Genomic DNA, 21673 nt, shown 5'->3' with positions numbered 1-21673 from the left:
GGAGCGAGCACGCAGCGGCCCCCACCCCGGGCCCCGGCGCGCTCCCGACCGGAGGGTGGGCACCGTGCGGATGTATCCGGAGCCGACGGGCGAGGTGCGCATGAGTCTGTCACTGCGCTTCGCCGCCGGATCGCACAAAGGCATGATCCGGGAGGGCAACGAGGACTCCGGATACGCCGGTCCCCGACTGCTCGCGATCGCCGACGGCATGGGCGGCGCCGCCGCCGGTGAGGTCGCCTCCTCCGAGGCCATCTCCACCATCGTCGCCCTCGACGACGACGTCCCCGGCTCCGACGTCCTCACCTCCCTCGGCATCGCCGTGCAGCGCGCCAACGACCAGCTGCGCTCCATGGTCGAGGAGGACCCGCAGCTCGAAGGCATGGGCACGACGCTCACCGCCCTCCTCTGGACGGGCCAGCGCCTCGGCCTCGTCCACGTCGGCGACTCCCGCGCATACCTGCTGCGCGACGGCGTCCTGACCCAGATCACCCAGGACCACACCTGGGTGCAGCGTCTGGTCGACGAGGGCCGCATCACCGAGGAAGAAGCCACCACCCACCCGCAGCGCTCCCTGCTGATGCGCGCGCTGGGCAGCGGCGAGCACGTCGAGCCCGACCTCTCCATCCGCGAGGTCCGCGCCGGCGACCGCTACCTGATCTGCTCCGACGGCCTCTCCGGCGTCGTCTCCCACCAGACCCTGGAAGAGACCCTCGCCAGCTACCAGGGCCCGCAGGAGACCGTCCAGCAGCTCATCGAGCTCGCACTGCGCGGCGGCGGCCCCGACAACATCACCGTCATCGTCGCCGACGTCCTCGACCTCGACACCGGCGACACCCTCGCCGGGCAGCTGCACGACACCCCGGTCGTGGTCGGCGCCGTCGCCGAGAACCAGAACCACCTGCACGACAACGGCATCATGCAGACCCCCGCCGGACGCGCCTCCGGGCTCGGCCGCCAGGTCCCCGGACAGGGCGGCGGGGGCGGCGAGTTCGGCCCGCCCGGCTCCGGCGACGTGACCGGTTTCATCTCCACCGACGGCTTCGGCGGCTACTCCGACGACGACTTCGTCAAGCCCCGCAAGGGCCGTAAGTGGCTGAAGAGATCCCTCTACATCGCGCTCGCCCTCGGCGTCATCGGCGGCGGGCTCTACGGCGGCTACCGCTGGACCCAGACCCAGTACTACGTCGCCGCCAACGGCGACCACGTCGCCCTCTACCGCGGCATCAGCCAGGACCTCGCCTGGGTCTCGCTGTCGAAGGTGGAGAAGGACTACCCGAAGATCGAACTCAAGTACCTGCAGCCGTACCAGCAGGAGCTCGTCGAGAACACCATCGCGGAAGGCGGCCTGAAGACCGCCCAGAAGAAGATCGACGAACTCTCCGTGCAGGCCTCCGCGTGCCGCAAGGTGGCCGAGGCGCAGGCGACCGAGAGCGAGAAGAACTCCAAGACCGGTGAAGGCGAGGCAGGAGGGACCACGGGAACCACCCGCTCCTCCCTGACGTCCAAGGCATCGCCCAGCCCGAACACCTCGACCTCACCGACCCCGAACGCGTCCGCAACCCCGACCGCGCCCACTCCCACCCCCGGCCCCACGCTCTCGGACGAAGAGAAGCAGGTCGCGGGCAAGTGCGGTACGTGAGAGGCCCCGTCACACGATGAGCAGTACCACCAACTCGCCGACGCACCACACGTCCACGATCGGCTCGATCGGCACGCCGAGCCGACGCAACACCGAGCTCGCACTGCTCGTGTTCGCCGTCGTCATCCCGGTGTTCGCCTACGCCAACGTGGGCCTCGCCATCAACGACGAGCTGCCCGCCGGTCTGCTGGGCTATGGCCTGGGGCTCGGGCTCCTGGCGGGCGTCGGCCATCTCGCCGTACGAAAGTTCGCACCGTACGCCGACCCGCTGCTGCTGCCGCTGGCGACCCTGCTGAACGGGCTCGGACTGGTGGCCATCTGGCGGCTGGACCAGTCGAAACTGCTGCAGCAGATCGGACAGGCCGGTGGCAAGGCCACCAACCAGCTGATCTACACCGCGATGGGCATCACCCTCTTCATCGCCGTGCTGATCTTCCTCAAGGACCACCGCACCCTGCAGCGCTACACATACATCTCGATGGCCGGCGCGCTGTTCCTGCTGCTGCTCCCACTCGTCCCGGGCCTCGGCGCCAACATCACCTACGGCGCCAAGATCTGGATCCAGGTCGGCAGCTTCACCATCCAGCCCGGTGAGTTCGCCAAGATCGTGCTGGCGATCTTCTTCGCCGGCTACCTCATGGTCAAGCGCGACGCGCTCGCTCTGGCCAGCCGCCGCTTCATGGGCCTGTACCTGCCCCGCGGCCGCGACCTGGGACCCATCGTCGTCGTCTGGATGATCTCGATCCTCATCCTCGTCTTCGAGACCGACCTCGGTACGTCCCTGCTGTTCTTCGGGATGTTCGTCATCATGCTGTACGTCGCCACGGAGCGGACCAGCTGGATCGTCTTCGGTCTGCTGATGTCTGCGGCCGGCGCCGTCGGCGTCGCCAGCTTCGAACCGCACGTCCAGACCCGCGTCCAGGCCTGGCTCGACCCGATGCATGAGTACCTGCTCAGCCGCAACGGCAGCAACGACGGCATCGTCCACTCCGAGCAGGCCATGCAGGCCCTGTGGGCCTTCGGCTCCGGCGGCACCCTCGGCACCGGCTGGGGCCAGGGTCACTCCGAGCTCATCCGCTTCGCCGCCAACTCCGACTTCATCCTCGCCACCTTCGGCGAGGAACTCGGCCTGGCCGGCGTCATGGCCATCCTGCTGATCTACGGCCTGATCGTGGAACGCGGCGTACGAACCGCCCTCGCCGCCCGCGACCCCTTCGGCAAGCTGCTGGCGGTCGGCCTGTCCGGCGCCTTCGCACTCCAGGTCTTCGTCGTGGCCGGCGGTGTCATGGGCCTCATCCCGCTGACCGGTATGACGATGCCCTTCCTGGCGTACGGCGGATCCTCCGTCATCGCCAACTGGGCCCTCATCGGCATCCTGATCCGCATCAGCGACACCGCACGCCGCCCGGCCCCCGCCCCCGCCCCGAACCCCGACGCCGAGATGACCCAGGTGGTCCGCCCGTCATGAACAAGCCCCTGCGCCGGATCGCGATCTTCTGCGGGCTGCTCGTCCTCGCCCTGCTCATCCGCGACAACTGGCTCCAGTACGTCAAGGCCGACGAGCTCAGGACCGACACCGACAACCGCCGCGTCGCCATTGAGCGCTACGCCACCCCGCGCGGCGACATCATCGTCGACGGCAAGGCCATCACCGGGCACAAGGAAACGACCACCGGCGACTTCAAGTTCAAGCGCACCTACAAGAACGGCGCCATGTGGGCGCCGGTCACCGGGTTCGTCTCGCAGTCCTACGGCGCCAACCAGCTGGAGTCCATCGAGGACGGCATCCTCACCGGCAACGACGACCGGCTCTTCTTCCGCAACACCCTCGACATGATCACGGGCAAGGCGAAGGAGGGCGGCAACGTCGTGACCACCCTCAACGCCGCCGCCCAGAAGGCCGCCTACGAGGGCCTCGCCAAGCGCGGCAAGGGCGCCGTCGTCGCCCTGGAGCCGTCCACCGGCAAGATCCTGGCGCTGGCCTCCTACCCGTCGTACGACCCCGGAACGATCGCCGGCGGCGGCGACTCCGACGCCGAGGCCTGGAAGAAGCTCGACAAGAAGAACAACCCCGACGACCCGATGCTCAACCGGGCCCTGCGCGAGGTCTACCCGCCCGGTTCCACCTTCAAGGTCGTCACCGCGGCGGCGGCCCTGGAGAACGGCCTGTACTCCAGCGCCGACGAGAAGACGAAGTCGCCACTGCCCTGGACCATGCCGGGCACCACGACCCCGCTGAAGAACGAGGGCAACATCCCCTGCGAGAACGCCACCCTGCGCGTCGCCCTGCAGTGGTCCTGCAACACCGTCTTCGGCAAGGCCGGCTACGACCTCGGCAACGACAAGATGCTGGACGAGGCCAAGAAGTTCGGCTTCACCGAGGAGCAGTTCACCCCGGTCCGCTCCAGCGCCTCCGTCTTCTCCGAGGGCATGAACGACTCCCAGGTCGCCCTGTCCTCCATCGGCCAGTACAACACCGCCGCCACCCCGCTCCAGATGGCCATGGTCGCCTCCGCGGTCGCCAACGACGGCAAGCTCATGAAGCCGTACATGGTCGACGAGCTCCAGGCCCCGAACCTGGACACCATCGCGAAGAACGACCCGGCGGAACTGAGCCAGCCGCTGTCGCCGGACAACGCGCAGATCCTCCAGTCGATGATGGAGACCGTGGTCGAGAAGGGCACCGGTACCACTGCCAAGATCGGGGGCGGCGTCACGGTCGGCGGCAAGACCGGTACCGCCCAGCACGGCGAGAACAACAGCAAGAACCCGTACGCCTGGTTCATCTCGTACGCCAAGCTCGCCGACGGCAGCAAGCCGGTCGCCGTGGCCGTGGTCGTCGAGGACGAGACCGCCGTCCGCGAGAACATCTCCGGCAGCGGCCTCGCGGCACCGATCGCCAAGAGCGTCATGGAGGCGGTCATCAACTCCAAGAAGTGACCCCCATCACGCCCCCTTCACATCCGTGCACGTTGGGATACCGGTCCTGTATCGGGTGACGGGCTTGGCCAGGTCACACAAAGCCAGCCGGGTACGGTAGGCCCGGACGGCAGCCCCCGACCGCACACCAGTGCCGGTCGGGACCGACGGAGAGGGCTGGTAGGGAACTATGGAAGAGCCGCGTCGCCTCGGCGGCCGGTACGAACTGGGCCAGGTGCTCGGTCGTGGTGGCATGGCGGAGGTCTACCTCGCGCATGACACCCGCCTCGGCCGCACCGTGGCGGTGAAGACGCTGCGCGCCGACCTCGCGCGCGACCCGTCCTTCCAGGCCCGGTTCCGCCGGGAGGCCCAGTCGGCCGCCTCGCTCAACCATCCCGCGATCGTCGCGGTCTACGACACGGGCGAGGACTACATCGACGGGGTCTCGATCCCGTACATCGTCATGGAGTACGTCGACGGCTCCACGCTCCGTGAGCTGCTCCACTCCGGCCGCAAGCTCCTGCCGGAGCGGGCGATGGAGATGACGATCGGCATCCTCCAGGCCCTGGAGTACTCCCACCGCAACCAGATCGTCCACCGCGACATCAAGCCAGCCAACGTCATGCTGACGCGCAACGGCCAGGTCAAGGTCATGGACTTCGGCATCGCCCGCGCCATGGGCGACTCCGGCATGACGATGACCCAGACGTCCGCGGTGATCGGCACGGCGCAGTACCTGTCACCGGAGCAGGCGAAGGGCGAGCAGGTCGACGCGCGCTCGGACCTCTACTCCACGGGCTGCCTGCTGTACGAACTGCTGACGGTCAGGCCTCCCTTCGTGGGCGACTCTCCGGTCGCGGTGGCCTACCAACACGTCCGCGAGGAAGCACAGCCCCCGTCGGTCTTCGACCCCGAGATCACGCCCGAGATGGACGCGATCGTCCTGAAGGCCCTGGTCAAGGACCCGAACTACCGCTACCAGTCCGCCGACGAGATGCGCATCGACATCGAGGCGTGCCTCGACGGCCAGCCGGTCGCGGCCACGGCGGCGATGGGTTCGGTCGGCTACGGCGGCTACCCCGACGACCAGCCGACCACCGCGCTCCGCTCGACGGACGCCGGCGCCACGTCGATGCTCCCGCCGATGAACCCGGACGACCCGGGCTACGGCGGTTACGACGACCGCCCTGACCGCCGCCGCCAGAAGAAGAACAACACCTCCACGATCCTGCTGGTCGTGGCGGCGGTCCTGGTCCTGATCGGCGCGATCCTGATCGGGAAGTGGGCGTTCAGCGGCAACAACGCGGCCGATGACAAGGTGGCGGTGCCGACGTTTGTCGGCGAGACGCAAGAGAACGCCAAGACCATGGCGACGAACAGCGATCTACAGCTGACCTTCACCAAGAAGGAGTGCGAGGACCAGCCCAAGGGCAACATCTGCGACCAGAACCCCGAAGCGGGCACCAAGGTCGACAAGAAGTCCACCGTCGAGCTGGTGGTCTCGACGGGCGCCCCGAAGGTCACCGTGCCGAGCGTGATCGGCGACCAGTACGACGACGCCAAGGCGAGGCTCGAAGGCCCGGACTTCGGTCTGGTCGTCAAGAAGAAGGAGAAGGAGTCCACGGAGGAAGCGGGCTCCGTCCTCGACCAGGATCCGGTCTTCAATAAGCAGGTGGAGAAGGGCTCGACGATCACCCTCACGGTCGCCGTCGAGGTCAAGAAGTCCACAGTTCCGGACGTCGCCGGCAAGACCTGCGACGAAGCCAAGGCCCTGATGACACAGAACGACCTCACCGGCAACTGCGTCACCGACTCGGAGACCGACGACCCCAACCTGGTCGACAAGGTCATCAGCACCGACCCGGGCATCGGCAACTCGGTCGACAAGGGCTCGACCGTGACGATCCACATCGGTAAGGCCAAGGAGAACCAGCAGGTCCAGATCCCCCAGGACATCGCTGGCAAGAAGCTGAACGACGTCAGGAACACGCTCCAGGGCCTCGGCCTCCAGGTACAGGTCCAGGGCTCCCAGGACGGCAACGCCACGGTCGTCACCTCCAACCCGCAACCGGGCAGCACGATCAACAAGGGCGAGACCGTCACCCTGTTCACCACCGACCAGGGCGGCGGCGGCAACAACGGCGGCACCAACTTCTTCGGCGGTACGACCGGATAGGCGTCCCGACGAAGGACTGACGCCGACATACGGCAACGACTGAGCCCCGGCTCCCTGAATCTCAGGGGGCCGGGGCTCAGTCGCACTCGTGTCCTTACATACGACAACTCGTTGATCAGTCCAAACACCGAACAGAAGGGCGAACCATGATCAACGAATCCGCGCTGCTGGAATCGAAGAGCCTGCGCGACAGCGTGCTGGAACGGACCGACGTACTCGACAGAGTCAAGGCGCTGTCGCTGCTGCCGGACGGGATGCATGTGACCACGGCGATGGTCGCAACCACCCGAGTTTTGACAGGTTCAGAACTGAGCTCCTTTAAGGAGCTCAGTGGGATTCAGTCGCGCACCGCATCCCTCGCGCTCTTCTCCCGCCGAGCCGTCCTCAACGTCGCCATGCTCCTCCGCGACAGCGAAGTCGCACGTCAGGTGCGTGTGTACCTCCTCGACATGGAGTACCTGGCCCGCACCCAGCCTGTGGATAACTCCGCGCCCGCCCCGTCCACAGCCTCCGACAACCTCGACGACCGCATCGACCAACGCATCACCCACATCCTCGGCAAGACCGTCGTCCCCATGTTCAACGCCCTGATCGAGACCTCGGGCGAACACCGAAGGGAACTCATCGCCCTGCGCACCGGCGTCCAGCGCATCGAGCGGCGGCTTCGTCGGCACCACGAGCGACTGAAAAGGCTCGAAGGGGTACGGGACGACCGACCCGCCATCGGCGTCATGGCCGCCATGGACGCCATGAACGGCAGCGCGTTCGAGCGTCACATCGCCAAGCTGCTGGTGCGGGACGGCTGCACCAACGTCGTCGTACAGGGCGGTCACGGAGACAGAGGCGTCGACCTCATCGGGCTCACGGCCGACGGACGACGCATGGTCGTCCAGTGCAAGAGGCGCGCCCCCTACCTCACCATCGCAAGCTCCGACATCCAGAAGTTCATCGGATCGGCGAAGGTGCTGTACAGCGCGGAAGTGGCCCTCTTCGTCGCGACGTGTCCCTTCACCCCCGAGGCCCTCGCCCTCGCCGCCGAAACGGGGATCACCGCCGTACACCGCGGCGTGCTGGAGGAATGGAGCACCGGGGAGCCGCTGAAGGTCCTGGAGTAGATACGGCATGACGCAAAGGGCCCGAAGCCGCAAAGGGTAGTTGCGGCTTCGGGCCCCGCTCATACCGAGAGTGACGGCATGTCACTCTCGAAACCTACTGAAGTTCCTTAGGCAACGTCCGCTCCCCATCCACCTTCTCCACCCGCACCAGCTCCCCCCACACCACATACCGATACCGAGACGTGTACACCGGCGTGCAGGTGGTCAGCGTGATGTACTTGCCGGCGTTCTTCTTCCCCGACTCCTTCGGGATCGCGCCCAGCACCTTCACGTTGTACTTCGACGTCTCCGGAAGGATCGCGTACGCCTTGTAGACGTACCACTTGTCCTTCGTCTCGAAGACGATCGGGTCGCCCTTCTCGATCTTGTCGATGTTGTGGAACTTGGCGCCGTGGCCGTCCCGGTGGGCGGCCAGGGAGAAGTTGCCGTCCTTGTCGGACATCGGCAGCGTCGCCTTCACCGGGTCCGTGTAGTAGCCGGCCACACCGTCGTTCAGGATCTTCGTCGACGTGCCCTTCTCGACCAGGACCTCGCCGTTCCTCATCGCGGGCACGTGCAGGAAGCCGATGCCCGCACCGGTGTCCAGTGCACCAGGGCCCGTGTCCTGGGCCCAGTTGTCACGGACCTTGTCGGCCTGCTTGTCCGCCGCGCGGTCGGCGATGACGTTCGTCCACCACAAGGAGTAGACGACGAACAGGCCCAGAATCAGGCCCGCCGTGATGAGGAGTTCACCGAAGACACTGACCGCCGTCGCGATCGGGCCCATGCCGCGGCGGCGGCGCGGAGCGGAAGGCATGTCGGTGTGCTCTTGGTGGTCGGTGGTGGCTGCCACTTGGTCATCTGCCCTTAATTGACGAGCGCATCCGGCTTGCCCTTGCTGCGCGGCCGTTCCTCGACCATCTTGCCCCAGACGATCAACCGGTACTTGCTGGTGAACTCCGGCGTGCAGGTGGTGAGCGTGATGTAGCGGCCCGGCTCCTTGAACCCGGACTGCGGCGGCACCGGGTTCAGCACGCTCGTGTTGCTCGGCGACGTCACCGGGAGCGACGACGTCATCTTGTACACGTAATAGTCGTCCTGCGTCTCTACGACTATCTCGTCGCCCTTGGACAGGCGGTTGATGTACCGGAACGGCTCGCCGTGCGTGTTGCGGTGGCCCGCCAGCCCGAAGTTGCCGGTCTTCGCGCCCGGCATCGCCGTCTTCAGCGGGCCCTCCGAGTAGTGGCCCACCATGCCCCGGTCGAGCACCTTCTTGTTGCTGACGCCCTCGGCTATCGGCACGACCACGTCCAGCTTGGGAATGTGGAGCAGGGCGAAACCCTGCCCGGGCGCGAACTCACCCGGCGCCCGCTTCCCGCTCTCCCACTCCTCCTGGAGGTTGCTCGCCTCCTTGCCGGCCTGCGCATGCGCCCGCACGTTCGTCCACCACAACTGGTACGTGACGAACAGCAGCATCAGCACACCGGTGGTGATGAACACCTCACCGATCGCCCGGCTGACGAGCACCCCTGGGCTGGGCTTACGGGCCTTCGCCCGCCGACGGGCCTCGACACGGGAGAGGGGAGCAGAGGACTCATCCGGGGAATCCGCAGCCTCCGCCGACTCCGTGGAGGGGCTCGCTCCCGCCCCATGACGCCCACCACGCCGCTTGGCGGCCTTCCTGCGGGCCGCACGGCCACCTGTGGGACTCCCAGTGGCTCCTGTGACGGACGAGGCGCCAGAGGGCGACGTAGCCCCAGACGTAGCCCCACCTATTCGCTCCGACAGGTCGGAGAGCCTGAGCGCCACCGTCTCGTCATCCAGAGGCGGCACATAAGGCTCGTAGGGCTCGTACGGCTGCTGCTCCCCGTACGAGGCCTCCGACTCGCGCTCGGGGCGCAGTGCGGTCACGCCGTGGCCCTGCCCACCACCGGGGCCAGCCCCGCAGATCGTGCCACCGCACCCTGGTCGCCGCACTCCACCAGCCAGTTGGCCAGCATCCGGTGACCGTGCTCGGTGAGCACCGACTCGGGGTGGAACTGGACACCCTCGACGGGCAGTTCACGGTGCCGCAGCCCCATGATGATGCCGTCGCGCGTCCGGGCAGTCACCTCCAACTCGGCAGGGACTGTCCCTGGCTCCGCCGCCAACGAGTGGTAGCGCGTCGCCGTGAACGGGCTCGGCAGGCCCGCGAACACACCCTTGCCCTCGTGCTCCACCAACGACGTCTTGCCGTGCAGCAGCTCCGGCGCGCGGTCCACGACCCCGCCGTACGCCACCTGCATCGACTGCATGCCGAGGCAGACACCGAAGACCGGCACCCCGGTCGCCGCGCAGTGGCGGACCATCTCGATGCAGACGCCCGCCTCCTCCGGCGTCCCCGGCCCCGGCGACAGCAGGACGCCGTCGAAGCCGTCCTGGGCATGCGCCGTCGACACCTCGTCGTTGCGCAGCACCTCGCACTCGGCGCCCAGCTGGTACAGGTACTGCACCAGGTTGAAGACGAAGCTGTCGTAGTTGTCCACGACGAGAATCCGCGCACTCACTGGTTGTCCACCGTCACATCGTTGAAGGGCAGCAGCGGTTCGGCCCACGGGAAGACGTACTGGAAGAGGACGTAGACCACAGCAAGCGCCAGCACGAGTGAGAGCAGCGCCTTCACCCACGCGTTCCCCGGCAGATGCCGCCAGATCCAGCCGTACATGCCGTCCCTTCCGTCGCACCACGGCACCAGACTCACGCCGTACAGCCACCAGACTAACGGCGCAGCGCCTCCGGTTTCCCTGCCTCCACAGGCTGTGTGGAGTCCAGATGCGCCCACACGATCAACCGGTCGCTGTGACCCCACTCCGGATCGCACGTGGTCAGGGTGAGATAGCGCCCCGACCGCGTATACCCGGAGTTACGTGGCACAGGATCGATCACCTCAACGTCCGTGGGTACGGTTTTGTAGGGCCCTTTGTCGATCCGATACGTGAACCAGGTCGCCCCGTCCGTCAGCACCACCGCGTCCCCGCGCCGCAGCTTCGGGAAGTCCTTGAACGGGTCGCCGTACGTCCGCCGGTGCCCCGCCACCGAGAAGTTGCCCTCCTGGCCCAGCTGCGCGGTCCGCGCGTAGTGGCCCAGGCCCTTTTTCAGGGTGCCGACCGCCGTCCCCTCCAGCACCGGCTTGTTCCACGTGAAACCAAGACGCGGGATGTACATGATCGCGAAGGGCTTGTCCTTCTTGTACGGCGCCGGAGCGGACGGGCTCGCGGAAGCCTCGGCGCCCCCGGTGGCCTTCGGCTGCTCCACCTTCCCCCTCGACCACTGCTCCTGGAGCTGGTCGATCTGCTCACCCATGACGTTGTCGGCCTTCACGCCGGTCCAGAAGAGCACGTACACGACGAACAGGACTATGACGGCGCCGACGGTGATGCAGAGTTCGCTGAGGGTCCTGACGACGAGACGTACTCGCACCGGCGGCTCCCGGAGAGACCTACTCCACAGGCTTGGCGTACTGCAGATCCACTGTGCCCGAGTAGCCGGGCAGAGTCACCGCTCCGTCGTCCTCGACTTTCCATCCGAGGCCGTAGACGTTGACGTAGACCATGTAGTTCTGGATCGCCTTGCTGGCGGCCAGCGACTGCTTCAGCCTGTCCGGGTCCCCGACCGCCGTGATCTTGTACGGCGGCGAGTAGACCCGGCCCTGGAGGATCAGCGTGTTGCCCACACAGCGCACGGCGCTGGTGGAGATCAGCCGCTGGTCCATGACCTTGATGCCCTGCGCGCCGCCCTGCCACAGCGCGTTGACCACGGCCTGGAGGTCCTGCTGGTGGATGACGAGGTAGTCGGGCTGCGGCTCGGGATAGCCGGGGAGCTTGGCCGTCGCGTCCGGCGGGGCGTCGTTGAGCGTGACGCTGATCGCCTCGCCCTTCAGCTGCTGGGTGCCCGCCTTCTTCTCCAGCCCCGCCAGCTTCTCGTCCTCGGCCTTGGTCGAACCGTCGTCCCGCTCGGCCAGCGCCTCGACGTCGTCGCGCAGGGCGCCGTTGGACTCGTCGAGCTGACCGTTCTTGTGGCTGCGCTCCAGGATCAGGTCGGAAAGCTTCAGCAGCGAGGCATCCGTGCGGATGTTGGTGCCCTTGGCCGTGTTGAAACTGGTGAAGAAGATGAGCCCCGCGAGTGCGAAGACGGCCACCGTGAGCAGCCGCACGGGCCGGAAACGTCGGCCGCGGGCAGGGGTGGATCCCATCCCCTGGGGGTTGGCAGAATTGCTCAACGTACCCTTATCTCCTTCGGCGCCGCGGAAGCACTACGCTAACGGACGCCCGGGGGAGCACTCAGTGTCCCCTTGTACGCTGCCCCGAGCCCGACCCAGCTACCTGCGCGGCCACGCAGCGCATCGACAGGAGAGACCCTCGTGCCGAAGTCACGTATCCGCAAGAAGGCCGATTACACGCCGCCGCCGGCGAAGCAGGCGACCAGCATCAAGCTGAACAGCCGCGCCTGGGTCGCGCCCGTGATGCTGGCCCTGTTCGTCATCGGGCTGGCCTGGATCGTCGTCTTCTATGTGACGGACGGCTCGCTGCCCATCGACGCGTTGGACAACTGGAACATCGTGGTGGGCTTCGGCTTCATCGCCGCCGGATTCGGCGTTTCCACCCAGTGGAAGTAGCTCTGCCCCGAGCTGTTCGCTGAGTTATCCACAGATCGAAGAAGTATCCACAGGCTGCCTGGGGACAATAGAACGACGATCTGTGGATAACTCACAGAGGGTTGACGCCGGTACGACTGGATTGACGCCGGTACGACTGCCACACCGGCTCCCGCAAATCTGTTCGCCCCCTGCCTGACCTGCGGAAACACGGGTCAGCGACAGGGGGCACAGTTGTTCGCGCACACTATGCACAAGATTCGCAACCCGCTGTGGACAACGGGGCTTTTCGAGCTCAGGTGAGCTGGGCCGTGCGCAGCAGAGTCAGGGCGACGATCACGACGAGGACGACCGCGCAGGTCCCGTACTGGACGAGGGCGCGGCGCTCGCGCGGGGCGTGGATCATGGCGTAGCCGATGACGAGGCCGCCGACGAGGCCGCCGATGTGGGCCTGCCAGGAGATGTTGAAGCTCGGGTTGAAGGTGAAGATCAGGTTGATCACCAGCAGGGCGATGATCGGCCGCAGGTCGTAGTTGCGGTGGCGCATGAGGACGCCGGTGGCGCCGAAGAGGCCGAAGATCGCGCCGGAGGCGCCGAGGGTGGCGGTGGTCGGGGAGGCCAGAAGGTAGGCCAGGACGCTGCCGCAGAGGCCGGAGACCAGGTAGAGCGTGAGGTAGCGGGCGCGGCCGAGGGCGGCTTCGAGGGGGCCGCCGAGGAACCAGAGGCTCAGCATGTTGAAGCCGATGTGCCAGGGCTCCTGGTGGGTGAACATCGAGGTCAGCAGGCGGTACCACTGGCCGTCGGCGACGCCTTCGGTGGGGGTGAAGGGGGCCGGTGGCCAGGAGCCGATGAGGACGAGGTCGTTGAGGAGCGAGTCCGAGTACTGGACGGCGATGAAGACGGCGAGGTTGATGGCGACGAGGAGCGTGGTGATGAGGCGGGCGTTGGTGGTGACCGTGCCTCCGGCGAGCGTGCGGGGTGTCGCCGCGTCCGGGGCGTGGCCGGTGCCGGAGCCGGTGCGGACGCAGTGGGGGCACTGGAAGCCGACGGAGGCGCTGATCATGCACTCGGGGCAGATGGGGCGTTCGCAGCGGGTGCAGCGGATGCCGGTCTCGCGGTCGGGGTGGCGGTAGCAGCCGGGCAGGCCCTGTTCCTGCTGTGGGCTGCCTGGCGCCTGGTCCATGAGGTCGTCCCCTACGTCGTCGTATGCAATGAAACCGCCCCGTCCATCCTTACGGACGGGCGGGGCGTTTTGTTCCCTGCGGGTGCTGGTGTCAGTGTGCGCGGGTCTCGACGGCGACGGTTTCGATGACGACGTCGTTGAGGGGGCGGTTGGTGTTGGGGTTGGTGGGGGTGGCGGCGATGGTGTCGACGACCTTCTGGCTGCCGGCGTCGGTGACTTCGCCGAAGATGGTGTGCTTGCGGTTCAGCCACGTCGTGGGGCCGAGGGTGATGAAGAACTGCGAGCCGTTGGTGGCGGGGCCGGCGTTGGCCATGGCCAGGAGGTAGGGCCGGTCGAAGCGGAGGTCGGGGTGGAATTCGTCCTCGAACTGGTAGCCGGGGCCGCCGGTGCCGTTGCCCAGGGGGTCGCCGCCCTGGATCATGAATCCGCTGATCACGCGGTGGAAGACCGTGCCGTCGTAGAGCTTGTCGGTGGATTTCTCGCCGGTGGCGGGGTGGGTCCACTCACGCTCGCCCTGGGCGAGCTCGACGAAGTTCCGGACTGTCTTGGGGGCGTGGTTCGGCAGCAGCCGGACTTCGATGTCGCCTTGGTTGGTCCTGATGGTGGCGTAGAGCTGCTCTGCCACGGTGTGCCTTCCGTTGTCTTTCTGTGACCCTGCGATCCTCGCACGGCCCGGGTGGTTCGGCGCCCGTCGCCTCGGTGGAGGTCTCGTTCAGACGCTGTTCGGAGAAAAAGGGGCGAGTCCTCCCGGGTCGGGCGCGCTCTTCGACGATCCGTGGCATTGTCGACGGCAAGCTCCCGTTGCCCCGTATGCCCGCCCTCGCATGCCTCTCCTGCTGTTGGCATGCATGATCCGTAAAAGGGTGGAAAGTCGAATTACCGTACGCCACCGAGGAGGAGGATTCCCGTGACCCGCATTGACAGCGTGCGCGCCGCGACCGGTTCGGCGAAGGACAGCGTGCTGCACGCCGCGGAAGTGGTGGCGCCCTACGCCGACACGGCCAAGGACAGGGCCTCGCACTACGCACAGGAGGCGCGTGTACGGCTCGCGCCGAGGGTGTCGCTGGCGGCCGAGCAAGCCCGCGTCCAGTACGGCGCGCATGTGGCGCCGCGTCTGGAACAGGCCCGTACGCATGTGCCGCCGAAGGTCGACCAGGCCGCCCATGAGGCCGCCGAGCGCACCCGTAAGGCTGCCCGGCAGGCCGCTGATTATTCACGGCCGAGGATCGAGCAGGCCGTGGCTGCGGCCGGTCCTGTGAGGGACGAGGCTGCTGCGCGTGGGGTGGCCGCTCTGGCCGCGTTGCGTGGCCAGGTTTCGCCGAAGGAGATCGAGAAGCTGGCGCGTAAGCATGCGCGGCGGGCGAGGGCCGGCCGGGTTGCGAAGGCGTTGGCGGTTGCCGGGCTGCTGGCGGGCGGCGCTTTCGCGGCGTGGAAGTGGTGGGACAAGCAGGCCAACCCGGACTGGTTGGTCGAGCCGCCCGCCGCGACGGAGGTGCCCGAGTCGGGTCGGCTGACGTCGGTGGACGGTAGCGGTCAGTCCGTTCTCGACCCCGAGGTGCAGGCCAAGCAGGCTGAGGAGGAGGCGGCGCACCGCGACGAACGGCGGTGACAGCTGATTCCTTGAGCTGGTGGGGCCGATGGGTCCGATGGGTCCGTTCGGCTCTGTGAGTGGTGCTGTGGGGCGGGAGGTGTGAAGGTGCCTTCCGCCCCACAGCGATGTTTCACGTGAAACGTCGGCCGAAGAGGCTCCCGGCCGTTGCCGTGTCCGGGGTGCTGTCGGGTGCGGTGAGCTGGAGGCCGTACCAGAGCACCGCCTGGTTCGAGGTGATGACCGGGACGCCGAGTTCCTGTTCCAGGGGGGCGACCGCGCCCAGGGAGGGGAAGCCGCTGCCGGGTATCAGGACGCTGTCGGGGCGTGGGGCGTCCGGGGTGTGGAACGCCTTGGCGACCTGCTGGTGCACCTCGGCGGGGTCGATCGTCCAGTGGGCGCCCTCGTCGAAGGCGTTGTAGCGGGGGATGCCGTCCCACTCCGGGCCGAGTTGGAACTGGACGAGGCTGGTCTCGTCGATGCCGAGTTTCCCGAGGTACTCCTCCGTGGCCCGGAAGGTGGGCTCGGTGAACCAGGGCGGCATGACGAGCAGCGGGTGGCGCACACCGGTCGTCTGGAGGGCGGCGGTGATGGCGGTGGCCGCGGTGTAGACCCGGACGCCGTGGGCGTGGGCGCCGGCCGCCTCGATGAACTCGGTGTCGAAGGCGGGTCCGCCGAAGAAGCTGCTCGATCCGAAGCAGAGAGCGATGCTGTGTGCGCCCAGCCGGCCCAGCTGGTCCAGGCCCCGGATGACGTCGGGGGCGTTGGCGAGGGCCGCGGCCGGGCTGCCGACGTACTCGGTGTCGGCGGGGCGGGGGCACTCGAAACGGGCGGTGTGGACCGAGGCGGAGTCAGGGGCCATGCGCCAGATCTCGGTCTCGGGCACGGGGTCGTTGTGGATGACGAGGATGCCGAGGCGGGCGGCGGGGGTGGTCATCAGTGCTCACCCACCGGGGTGGGGGTGGCTTCCGTGATCCGGTCGGTGGCTTCCGTGGTCGTTCCGAAGCCGATCCACGCGATCACCGCGCCGGCCAGGGCGACGCCTCCGGCGAGCAGGAACGCCGTACGGAAGGCCTCGTCGCCGGGGTCGGTGCCGAGGACGAGGACCAGGGCGGCGACTCCGAAGGCGCCGCCCGCGTACTGCGTGGTGGTCATCAGGGCACCGGCGACGCCTTGGTTGCGGTCGTCCACGTCGCGGGTGCCGCCGACGAACATCGAGGTGTAGATCATGCCGTGGCCGAGTCCGCTGATGACGAGGCCGGGCAGCATCGCGGCGAGGTAGCCGTGGTGGGTGGCGGAGACGCCGAGCAGGGCGAGGCCGAGCGCGCCGACGGTGAAGGCCAGGGTCAGCGAGCGGCGTACGCCGAAGGGGCCGATGATCTTTCCGGCGATCATGTTGCCGAAGGTGATGCAGGCGGCGAGCGGCAGGAAGGCGATGCCGGCGGCGAGTGGGGCGTAGTCGCGGCCGTCCTGGAGGAGCAGCGTCACCAGGTAGAACTCGACGCCCGCGACGCTGGCCATGTAGAGCGCGGAGGAGGAGCAGCCCATGACGAGGCTGCGGGTGCGGCGCAGTACGGGGTCGACCAGGGGCTGGGTGCTGACCCGCTCGCGTCCGGCGAAGAGCACCAGCAGGACGGCTGCGGCGAGGAAACTGCCGAGGGTGAGGGGGTCGGTCCAGCCGGCGTCGGCGGCGAGGGTGAGGCCGAAGACGGAGACGAGGACCATGGCGGTGCACAGGACGGCGTTGAGGACGTTGAGTGCGGTGGTGCGGCCGTGCTCGGCCTTGCCCGGCAGGAACTTGGGGGCGGCGAGCACGCACAGCACGGCGAAGGGCAGGTTGACGAAGAACGTCCAGCGCCAGGAGAGGCTGGTCAGCAGGCCGCCGATGACGACACCGGCGGCGAGGCCGCTGGCGCCGACGGTGCCCCAGACGGCGAGCGCCCGGGTGCGTTCCTTTCCGGCGGGGAACGTGGTGTTCACCAGGGCGAGGATCGAGGGCTGGAGGCAGGCCGCGGCGATGCCCTGGAGGGCGCGGGTGATCAGCAGCAGGGCGGCGTTGGCGGCGAGGCCGCCCAGTAGCGAGGCGATGCCGAAGAGGACCAGCGCGGCCATGAACAGCTTGCGTGCGCCGAGCCGGTCGCCGATCCGCCCGCCGACGATCAGGAAGCCGGCGAAGAACACGGAGTAGGCGCTGACGACCCACTGCTTGGCGGTGCCGGACAGGTCCAGGTCGGCGCTGATGTCGGGCAGGGCGACGAAGATGACGGAGAAGTCGAGCGCGATGAGGAACTGGGCCGCGGAGAGGGTGATGAGCCCGCCGAGGAGTCCGCGGGACGCCGCCGGCGCGGGGGGTGTGGTGGGTAGGGGCATGGTGGGGTGACCGCCTGGTTCTGTAGTCGTGCCGTCGGGTGTGCTGTCAGCGGCGTCGTCTGTCGTGCCGTCAGAGGTGAGGTGCCTGGGGGGCTCGGGCGGGGGTGAGCGCCTGGGCCAGTTCCTCGACCGTGTCGGCCACCGCCCGGGCTCCTGCCTCGGTCAGTTGGTGGCGTGTGGCGACGCCGTAGGTGACGCCGATCGCGGGGATGCCGGCCGCGGCGGCCATCCGCATGTCGTCGACGGCGTCGCCGACGACCACGCATCGGCCGGGCGGCACGTCGACCGAGCGGGCGGCGAGCAGGGCCAGGTCGGGGTGGGGTTTGCCGCGTGGGGCCATGCCGTGGCAGACGACGGCGTCGAAGGCGTCGAGGAGGCCGGCGGGTTCGAGGAGTTCGAGGGCGCTGGTCCGGATCTTGCTGGTGCAGATCGCGGTTCTGCGGCCTTCGGCCCGTAGTCGGCCCAGGAGTTCGGGGACGCCGGGGAAGACCAGGTCGGCGGCCTTGGGGACGACTTCCTCGCGGAAGAGCTCCCGGAACAGGGCGACCGCGGTGGTCACGTCCGGGTGTTCCTCGGGGAGGGCGGTGAGTTCGGCGAAGACGGCTCCGAGCGGCTTGCCGACGGTGGCGCGGATCCGGTCGTCGGCCACGTCGGGGCGGCCGGTGCGCTCCAGTACCCGGGCGAGGACACCTGCGATGGCGCCGGGGGTGTCGAGGAGGGTGCCGTCGAGGTCGAAGAGGACGGCGTCGGGTCCCTGGGCGGCTGTCACGAGTCCGCTCCCGCCGCCAGTTCGAGGGCGAACTGGGCGGCGAACCGCCCGGCGAGGCTCGCGGTGGACAGCAGGACCGACCGGTTGGCGGCCGAGGTGCGGCCCGCGGTCGCCTGGGAGATCGCCTTGAGGAGGTACGGGGTGATGGCGGGGCCGGTGACGCCGGCGGCCTTGGCCTCGGCGGTGGCGTCGGCGAGGGCGGTCTCGATGTCGGCGGACGGGATGCCGTCCTCCTCGCGGATCGGGTGCGTGATCAGCGGGGAGGTGGCGTTGCCGGCCCGCCAGTGGGCGAGGACGACCGAGGCGATCTCGCGCAGGTCGTCCAGGCGGTGCGGGTTGGGGATGCCGCTGCTGACGCTCAGGTAGGCGGGGAAGTCGTCGCAGCGGTAGCCGAGGACGGGGATGCCGGCCGTCTCCAGCCACTCCAGGGTCCACGCCGGGTGGAGCATCGACTTGGCGCCCGCGCAGACCACGGCCACCTTGCTGCGGGTGAACTGCACGAGGTCGGCGGAGATGTCGAAGGTGTCCGGGGCGTCCCGGTGCACCCCGCCGATGCCGGCCACGGCGAACACCCTGATGCCGGCCAGCTCCGCCGCGACCAGGGAGGAGGACACGGTGGTGGCGCCGGAGCCGCCGCGGGCCAGCGTGATGCCCATGTCGCGGGTGCTGACCTTGGGTACGGCGGGGTCGGCGGCGAAGAGTTCGAGCTGCTCCTTGGTCATGCCGATGCGTATCCGGCCGTCGAGCAGGGCGACCCGGGCGGGGACGGCGCCCTCGGCGCGGACGGCGGCGTCGATGTCGAGGGCGAGGTCGAGGTTGGCGGGGTAGGGCAGGCCGTGCGGGATGGCCGAGGACTCCAGGGCGACGACCGGGCGGCCTTCGTGCAGGGCCTCGCGGACCTCCTCGTCGATGTCGAGGAGGGTGGGGTCGGGGGCGGTGACGGTGACGGTCATGCGGGTGCTCCTCAGCTGTGGGGGGTGGGCGACAAGGCGGAGTCGGCGTCGGTGTCGGTGTCGGTGTCGGTGTCGGTGTCGGTGTCGGCCGCAGCGTCGGCTTCGAGGACGAGCGAGCCGCCCGAGACCGTGCCGGTTCCGGCGCCGTCCAGGAACCGCGGGTGTGCGGTGCGCATGGACGCCATCACGAACTCGTAGGGCACGTCGTCGAAGGCGCCGTGGTCCTTGAGGAACTCCATGGGGGCGCCGCTGCCGTGCGGGTGGTAGAGGCTGTCGGTGCGCCCGTCGAACTCCAGGGCCTGCATGCCGTAGAGCTTGCAGAGCAGCTTGTTGAAGACGGGGGTGGCCTTCACCCAGCGGCCGTCGAGGTGGATCTGGGTGAGGCCGTGGAAGAAGACGTCGCCGCCGATGTGCTCGATCAGACGGGGCGAGGCGAGGTGGTTGCGGACGTCGCCGTAGACCACTTTCGAGGGGATGCCGAGGGAGCGTACGGCGGCGGCGAACAGGGCCGACTTGTGCAGGCAGAAGCCGGACTTGGTGGTGGCGGTGCGGGATGCCTTGAGGCCCTCGCGGGACAGGTCGGCGCCGTAGACCTCGTAGTGGACGGAGTCGCGGACCGCGTAGTACAGCTTCACGGCGTTCTCGCGGCGGTCGGCCAAGCGGTCGGCGATGACGTCGTCGATGAAGGTCTGGACGGCGTCGGACTCGTAGTCCAGGAACTCGGTGGGCGCGGTGAGGCTGCTGGGCACGTCGGTGATGGTCATGACTGGTTCCCTGGTCAGAGGCCGAGGAGGCTGGCGATCCGGGTGCGCTGGATCTCGCTGGTGCCGGAGTAGATGGTCCCGGCGACGGAGTCGCGCAGTCCGCGTTCGACGCCGTGGGAGGTGAGGACCCCGCGGCCGCCGTGGATGCGGACCGCGTCGAGGGCGTTCTGCACGTTCGCCTCCGATACGACGGTCTTGGTGGCGGCGAGGTCGAGGGCGGCGTCCTTGCGGGCCTCCACTTTCGCGCCGGTGTCCCGCAGCCACTTGCGGGCGGTCTCGGTCCGGATCTTCATGGTGGCGATCTTGTGGGAGATCGCCTGGTACTTCCCGATGGACTGGCCGAACTGGGTGCGGTCCTTGGCGAAGCGGACCGTCTCCTCCAGGCGGCGGGTCATCTCGCCGAGCGTGATGGAGAAGGAGTAGAGCACCTCGCGCTTCATCACGTGGTCCAGGACGAGGAACCCGGCGCCTTCCCCGCCGACCCGCTGGGCGACCGGCACCCGCAGTCCGTCGAAGGCGAGGGTGCCGAGCGGGCTGGTGCGCAGCCCGATCTTGTCCATGGCCGGCCCGACCTCCAGGCCGGGCGTCCCGGCCTCGACGAGGAGGCAGGTCAGGCCGAACGGGCCGGGGGCGCCGGTGCGGACGTAGAGGAGGAAGACGTCGGCGACGGGGGCGTTGGTGATGAACATCTTTGCGCCGCTGACGACGTAGTGGTCGCCGTCGCGGACGGCGGTGGTGGAGATGTTCATCGCGTCGGAGCCGCCGGACTCCTCGGTGATGGCGTGGGCGGTGATCAGATCGCCGGAGACGATCTTCGGGAGGTAGCGCTCCTTCAGGTCGTCGTCGCCGAACCGCTGGAGCGGTGTGCCCACGGACACGATCTGGGTGGAGGCGGAGAAGGACAGGCCGGAGTCGTGGGAGACGCGGCCCAGTCCTTCCAGGGCCCGCATGGTCTCGGTGAGGGACCGGCCGTGGCCGCCGTACGCGGGGGCGAAGGGGGTGCGCAGCAGGCCGGAGTCCTGGACGGCCGCCCACTTGTCCCGGGGGAACTCGGCCCGGTGGTCGAGGCCTTCGAGATCGGCGTTGAGGCGGTCGGCCCAGGGGGCCATCAGGTGGAGGAGGTCGGAGGGGGGTGGCTGATCGGACATGGCTGCTCCTTGAACGGTCGAACCGTGACGCCGTAGGGCTGTCGGGCCGTCAGTACTGGGAGAAGCCGTCCTCGGACAGGGTGTGCCGTTCGTTGCCGACGATCGGCGGGTTGAAGACCGAGACCAGGTGCAGGTCCTCGTAGTCGGAGGCTATGAGGTAGTGCGGGTCGTGCTCGTCGAGGACGTAGATCGTGCCCGGCATGATCTTGTGCCGGGTGCCGTCCTTCTCGACGACCTCGCCGGAGCCCGCGACGCAGTAGCAGGCCTCCAGGTGGTTGCGGTACTGAAGCGCGCTCGTGGTGCCCTGGCGGACCAGGGTCACGGCGAAGGCGAAGCCCATCCGGTCGGCCTCGACGAGCAGCCGGTGGCTGGTGCCGTTGCCCCACTCGACGGGGGCGACTTCGTCAACGGTGCGCGTGAACACAGGGATTCTCCTC

The 21673-nt window shown here is 68.4% G+C and carries 22 protein-coding genes; 7 read left to right on the top strand and 15 right to left on the bottom strand.

Translation table 11 applies throughout. The features are described 5' to 3' along the window. Positions 1-70: 70 nt before the first annotated feature. From EJC51_RS24990 to EJC51_RS24965, 5 genes are all read left to right on the top strand, one after another. Positions 71-1639 carry a Stp1/IreP family PP2C-type Ser/Thr phosphatase gene (locus tag EJC51_RS24990; protein ID WP_126277123.1) on the top strand — a complete coding sequence of 523 codons (1569 nt, stop codon included), beginning with the start codon at positions 71-73 and terminating at the stop codon, positions 1637-1639. Between the two features lie 16 nt (positions 1640-1655). Beyond that, complete coding sequence (locus EJC51_RS24985; protein WP_126273115.1) at positions 1656-3107, top strand: FtsW/RodA/SpoVE family cell cycle protein; 1452 nt, start codon at positions 1656-1658, stop codon at positions 3105-3107. Next, complete coding sequence (locus EJC51_RS24980) at positions 3104-4579, top strand: penicillin-binding transpeptidase domain-containing protein (RefSeq protein WP_126273114.1); 1476 nt, start codon at positions 3104-3106, stop codon at positions 4577-4579. Before EJC51_RS24985 ends, EJC51_RS24980 begins: the two co-directional genes overlap by 4 nt. 169 nt (positions 4580-4748) lie before the next feature. Further along, complete coding sequence (gene pknB, locus EJC51_RS24970) at positions 4749-6734, top strand: Stk1 family PASTA domain-containing Ser/Thr kinase (RefSeq protein ID WP_126273113.1); 1986 nt, start codon at positions 4749-4751, stop codon at positions 6732-6734. Positions 6735-6880: 146 nt separating this feature from the next. Then, positions 6881-7849, top strand: coding sequence for a restriction endonuclease (locus EJC51_RS24965; RefSeq protein WP_126273112.1), 969 nt, complete (start codon positions 6881-6883; stop codon positions 7847-7849). A 94-nt stretch (positions 7850-7943) separates the two neighbouring features. Here EJC51_RS24965 and EJC51_RS24960 read toward each other — a convergent pair whose 3' ends face one another. From EJC51_RS24960 to EJC51_RS24935, 6 genes are read right to left on the bottom strand one after another with little or no spacing between them, the layout of a single operon-like run. Further along, positions 7944-8681 carry a class E sortase gene (locus EJC51_RS24960; RefSeq protein ID WP_166682902.1) on the bottom strand — a complete coding sequence of 246 codons (738 nt, stop codon included), beginning with the start codon at positions 8679-8681 and terminating at the stop codon, positions 7944-7946. 14 nt (positions 8682-8695) lie between these two features. Further along, positions 8696-9739, bottom strand: coding sequence for a class E sortase (locus EJC51_RS24955; RefSeq protein WP_126273111.1), 1044 nt, complete (start codon positions 9737-9739; stop codon positions 8696-8698). Next, positions 9736-10374, bottom strand: coding sequence for an aminodeoxychorismate/anthranilate synthase component II (locus EJC51_RS24950; RefSeq protein ID WP_126273110.1), 639 nt, complete (start codon positions 10372-10374; stop codon positions 9736-9738). Before EJC51_RS24950 ends, EJC51_RS24955 begins: the two co-directional genes overlap by 4 nt. Next, complete coding sequence (locus EJC51_RS24945; protein WP_165951216.1) at positions 10371-10568, bottom strand: hypothetical protein; 198 nt, start codon at positions 10566-10568, stop codon at positions 10371-10373. Before EJC51_RS24945 ends, EJC51_RS24950 begins: the two co-directional genes overlap by 4 nt. 17 nt (positions 10569-10585) lie before the next feature. Next, positions 10586-11287, bottom strand: a complete 702-nt coding sequence (locus EJC51_RS24940; protein ID WP_126273109.1) for a class E sortase — start codon at positions 11285-11287, stop codon at positions 10586-10588. A gap of 19 nt (positions 11288-11306) precedes the next feature. Further along, positions 11307-12086 carry a DUF881 domain-containing protein gene (locus tag EJC51_RS24935; protein WP_126273108.1) on the bottom strand — a complete coding sequence of 260 codons (780 nt, stop codon included), beginning with the start codon at positions 12084-12086 and terminating at the stop codon, positions 11307-11309. 141 nt (positions 12087-12227) lie between these two features. On the opposite strand from EJC51_RS24935, the gene crgA reads away from it, so the two are divergent. Beyond that, positions 12228-12482, top strand: coding sequence for a cell division protein CrgA (gene crgA, locus EJC51_RS24930; protein WP_059194346.1), 255 nt, complete (start codon positions 12228-12230; stop codon positions 12480-12482). A 274-nt stretch (positions 12483-12756) separates the two neighbouring features. On the opposite strand, the gene EJC51_RS24925 is transcribed toward crgA, so the two are convergent. Both EJC51_RS24925 and EJC51_RS24920 read right to left on the bottom strand, forming a co-directional pair. After that, a complete protein-coding gene (locus EJC51_RS24925; protein WP_126273107.1) occupies positions 12757-13644 on the bottom strand; it encodes a rhomboid family intramembrane serine protease in 888 nt (295 codons plus the stop codon). A 91-nt stretch (positions 13645-13735) separates the two neighbouring features. Further along, entirely contained in the window at positions 13736-14269 is a 534-nt protein-coding gene (locus EJC51_RS24920) for a peptidylprolyl isomerase (protein WP_126273106.1), read from the bottom strand. Positions 14270-14551: 282 nt separating this feature from the next. On the opposite strand from EJC51_RS24920, the gene EJC51_RS24915 reads away from it, so the two are divergent. Next, positions 14552-15253 (top strand): DUF5324 family protein, encoded by a 702-nt coding sequence (locus EJC51_RS24915; RefSeq protein ID WP_126273105.1) that lies wholly within the window; start codon positions 14552-14554, stop codon positions 15251-15253. A 112-nt stretch (positions 15254-15365) separates the two neighbouring features. Here the strand turns inward: EJC51_RS24915 and EJC51_RS24910 are convergent, their stop codons facing one another. From EJC51_RS24910 to EJC51_RS24880, 7 genes are all read right to left on the bottom strand, one after another. Next, entirely contained in the window at positions 15366-16169 is an 804-nt protein-coding gene (locus tag EJC51_RS24910) for an aspartate racemase/maleate isomerase family protein (RefSeq protein WP_126273104.1), read from the bottom strand. Beyond that, positions 16169-17602 (bottom strand): MFS transporter, encoded by a 1434-nt coding sequence (locus EJC51_RS24905; RefSeq protein WP_126273103.1) that lies wholly within the window; start codon positions 17600-17602, stop codon positions 16169-16171. Before EJC51_RS24905 ends, EJC51_RS24910 begins: the two co-directional genes overlap by 1 nt. Positions 17603-17672: 70 nt before the next feature. Beyond that, positions 17673-18371, bottom strand: a complete 699-nt coding sequence (locus EJC51_RS24900) for an HAD family hydrolase (protein WP_126273102.1) — start codon at positions 18369-18371, stop codon at positions 17673-17675. Then, entirely contained in the window at positions 18368-19324 is a 957-nt protein-coding gene (locus tag EJC51_RS24895; RefSeq protein WP_126273101.1) for a pseudouridine-5'-phosphate glycosidase, read from the bottom strand. The genes EJC51_RS24900 and EJC51_RS24895 overlap by 4 nt, the downstream gene beginning before the upstream one ends. A gap of 11 nt (positions 19325-19335) precedes the next feature. Next, on the bottom strand, positions 19336-20088 hold the full coding sequence (locus tag EJC51_RS24890) for a transglutaminase-like domain-containing protein (protein ID WP_126273100.1): 753 nt from the start codon (positions 20086-20088) through the stop codon (positions 19336-19338). A gap of 14 nt (positions 20089-20102) precedes the next feature. Beyond that, entirely contained in the window at positions 20103-21236 is a 1134-nt protein-coding gene (locus EJC51_RS24885) for an acyl-CoA dehydrogenase family protein (RefSeq protein WP_126273099.1), read from the bottom strand. A gap of 49 nt (positions 21237-21285) precedes the next feature. Continuing rightward, positions 21286-21660 carry an ectoine synthase gene (locus EJC51_RS24880; RefSeq protein WP_126273098.1) on the bottom strand — a complete coding sequence of 125 codons (375 nt, stop codon included), beginning with the start codon at positions 21658-21660 and terminating at the stop codon, positions 21286-21288. Between the last annotated feature and the right edge of the window lie 13 nt (positions 21661-21673).

It is taken from the genome of Streptomyces aquilus (assembly GCF_003955715.1).
Classification (GTDB): domain Bacteria; phylum Actinomycetota; class Actinomycetes; order Streptomycetales; family Streptomycetaceae; genus Streptomyces; species Streptomyces aquilus.
Note: the sequence above shows the minus strand (reverse complement) of the source record. Positions and strands in the feature narration are given on the sequence as shown.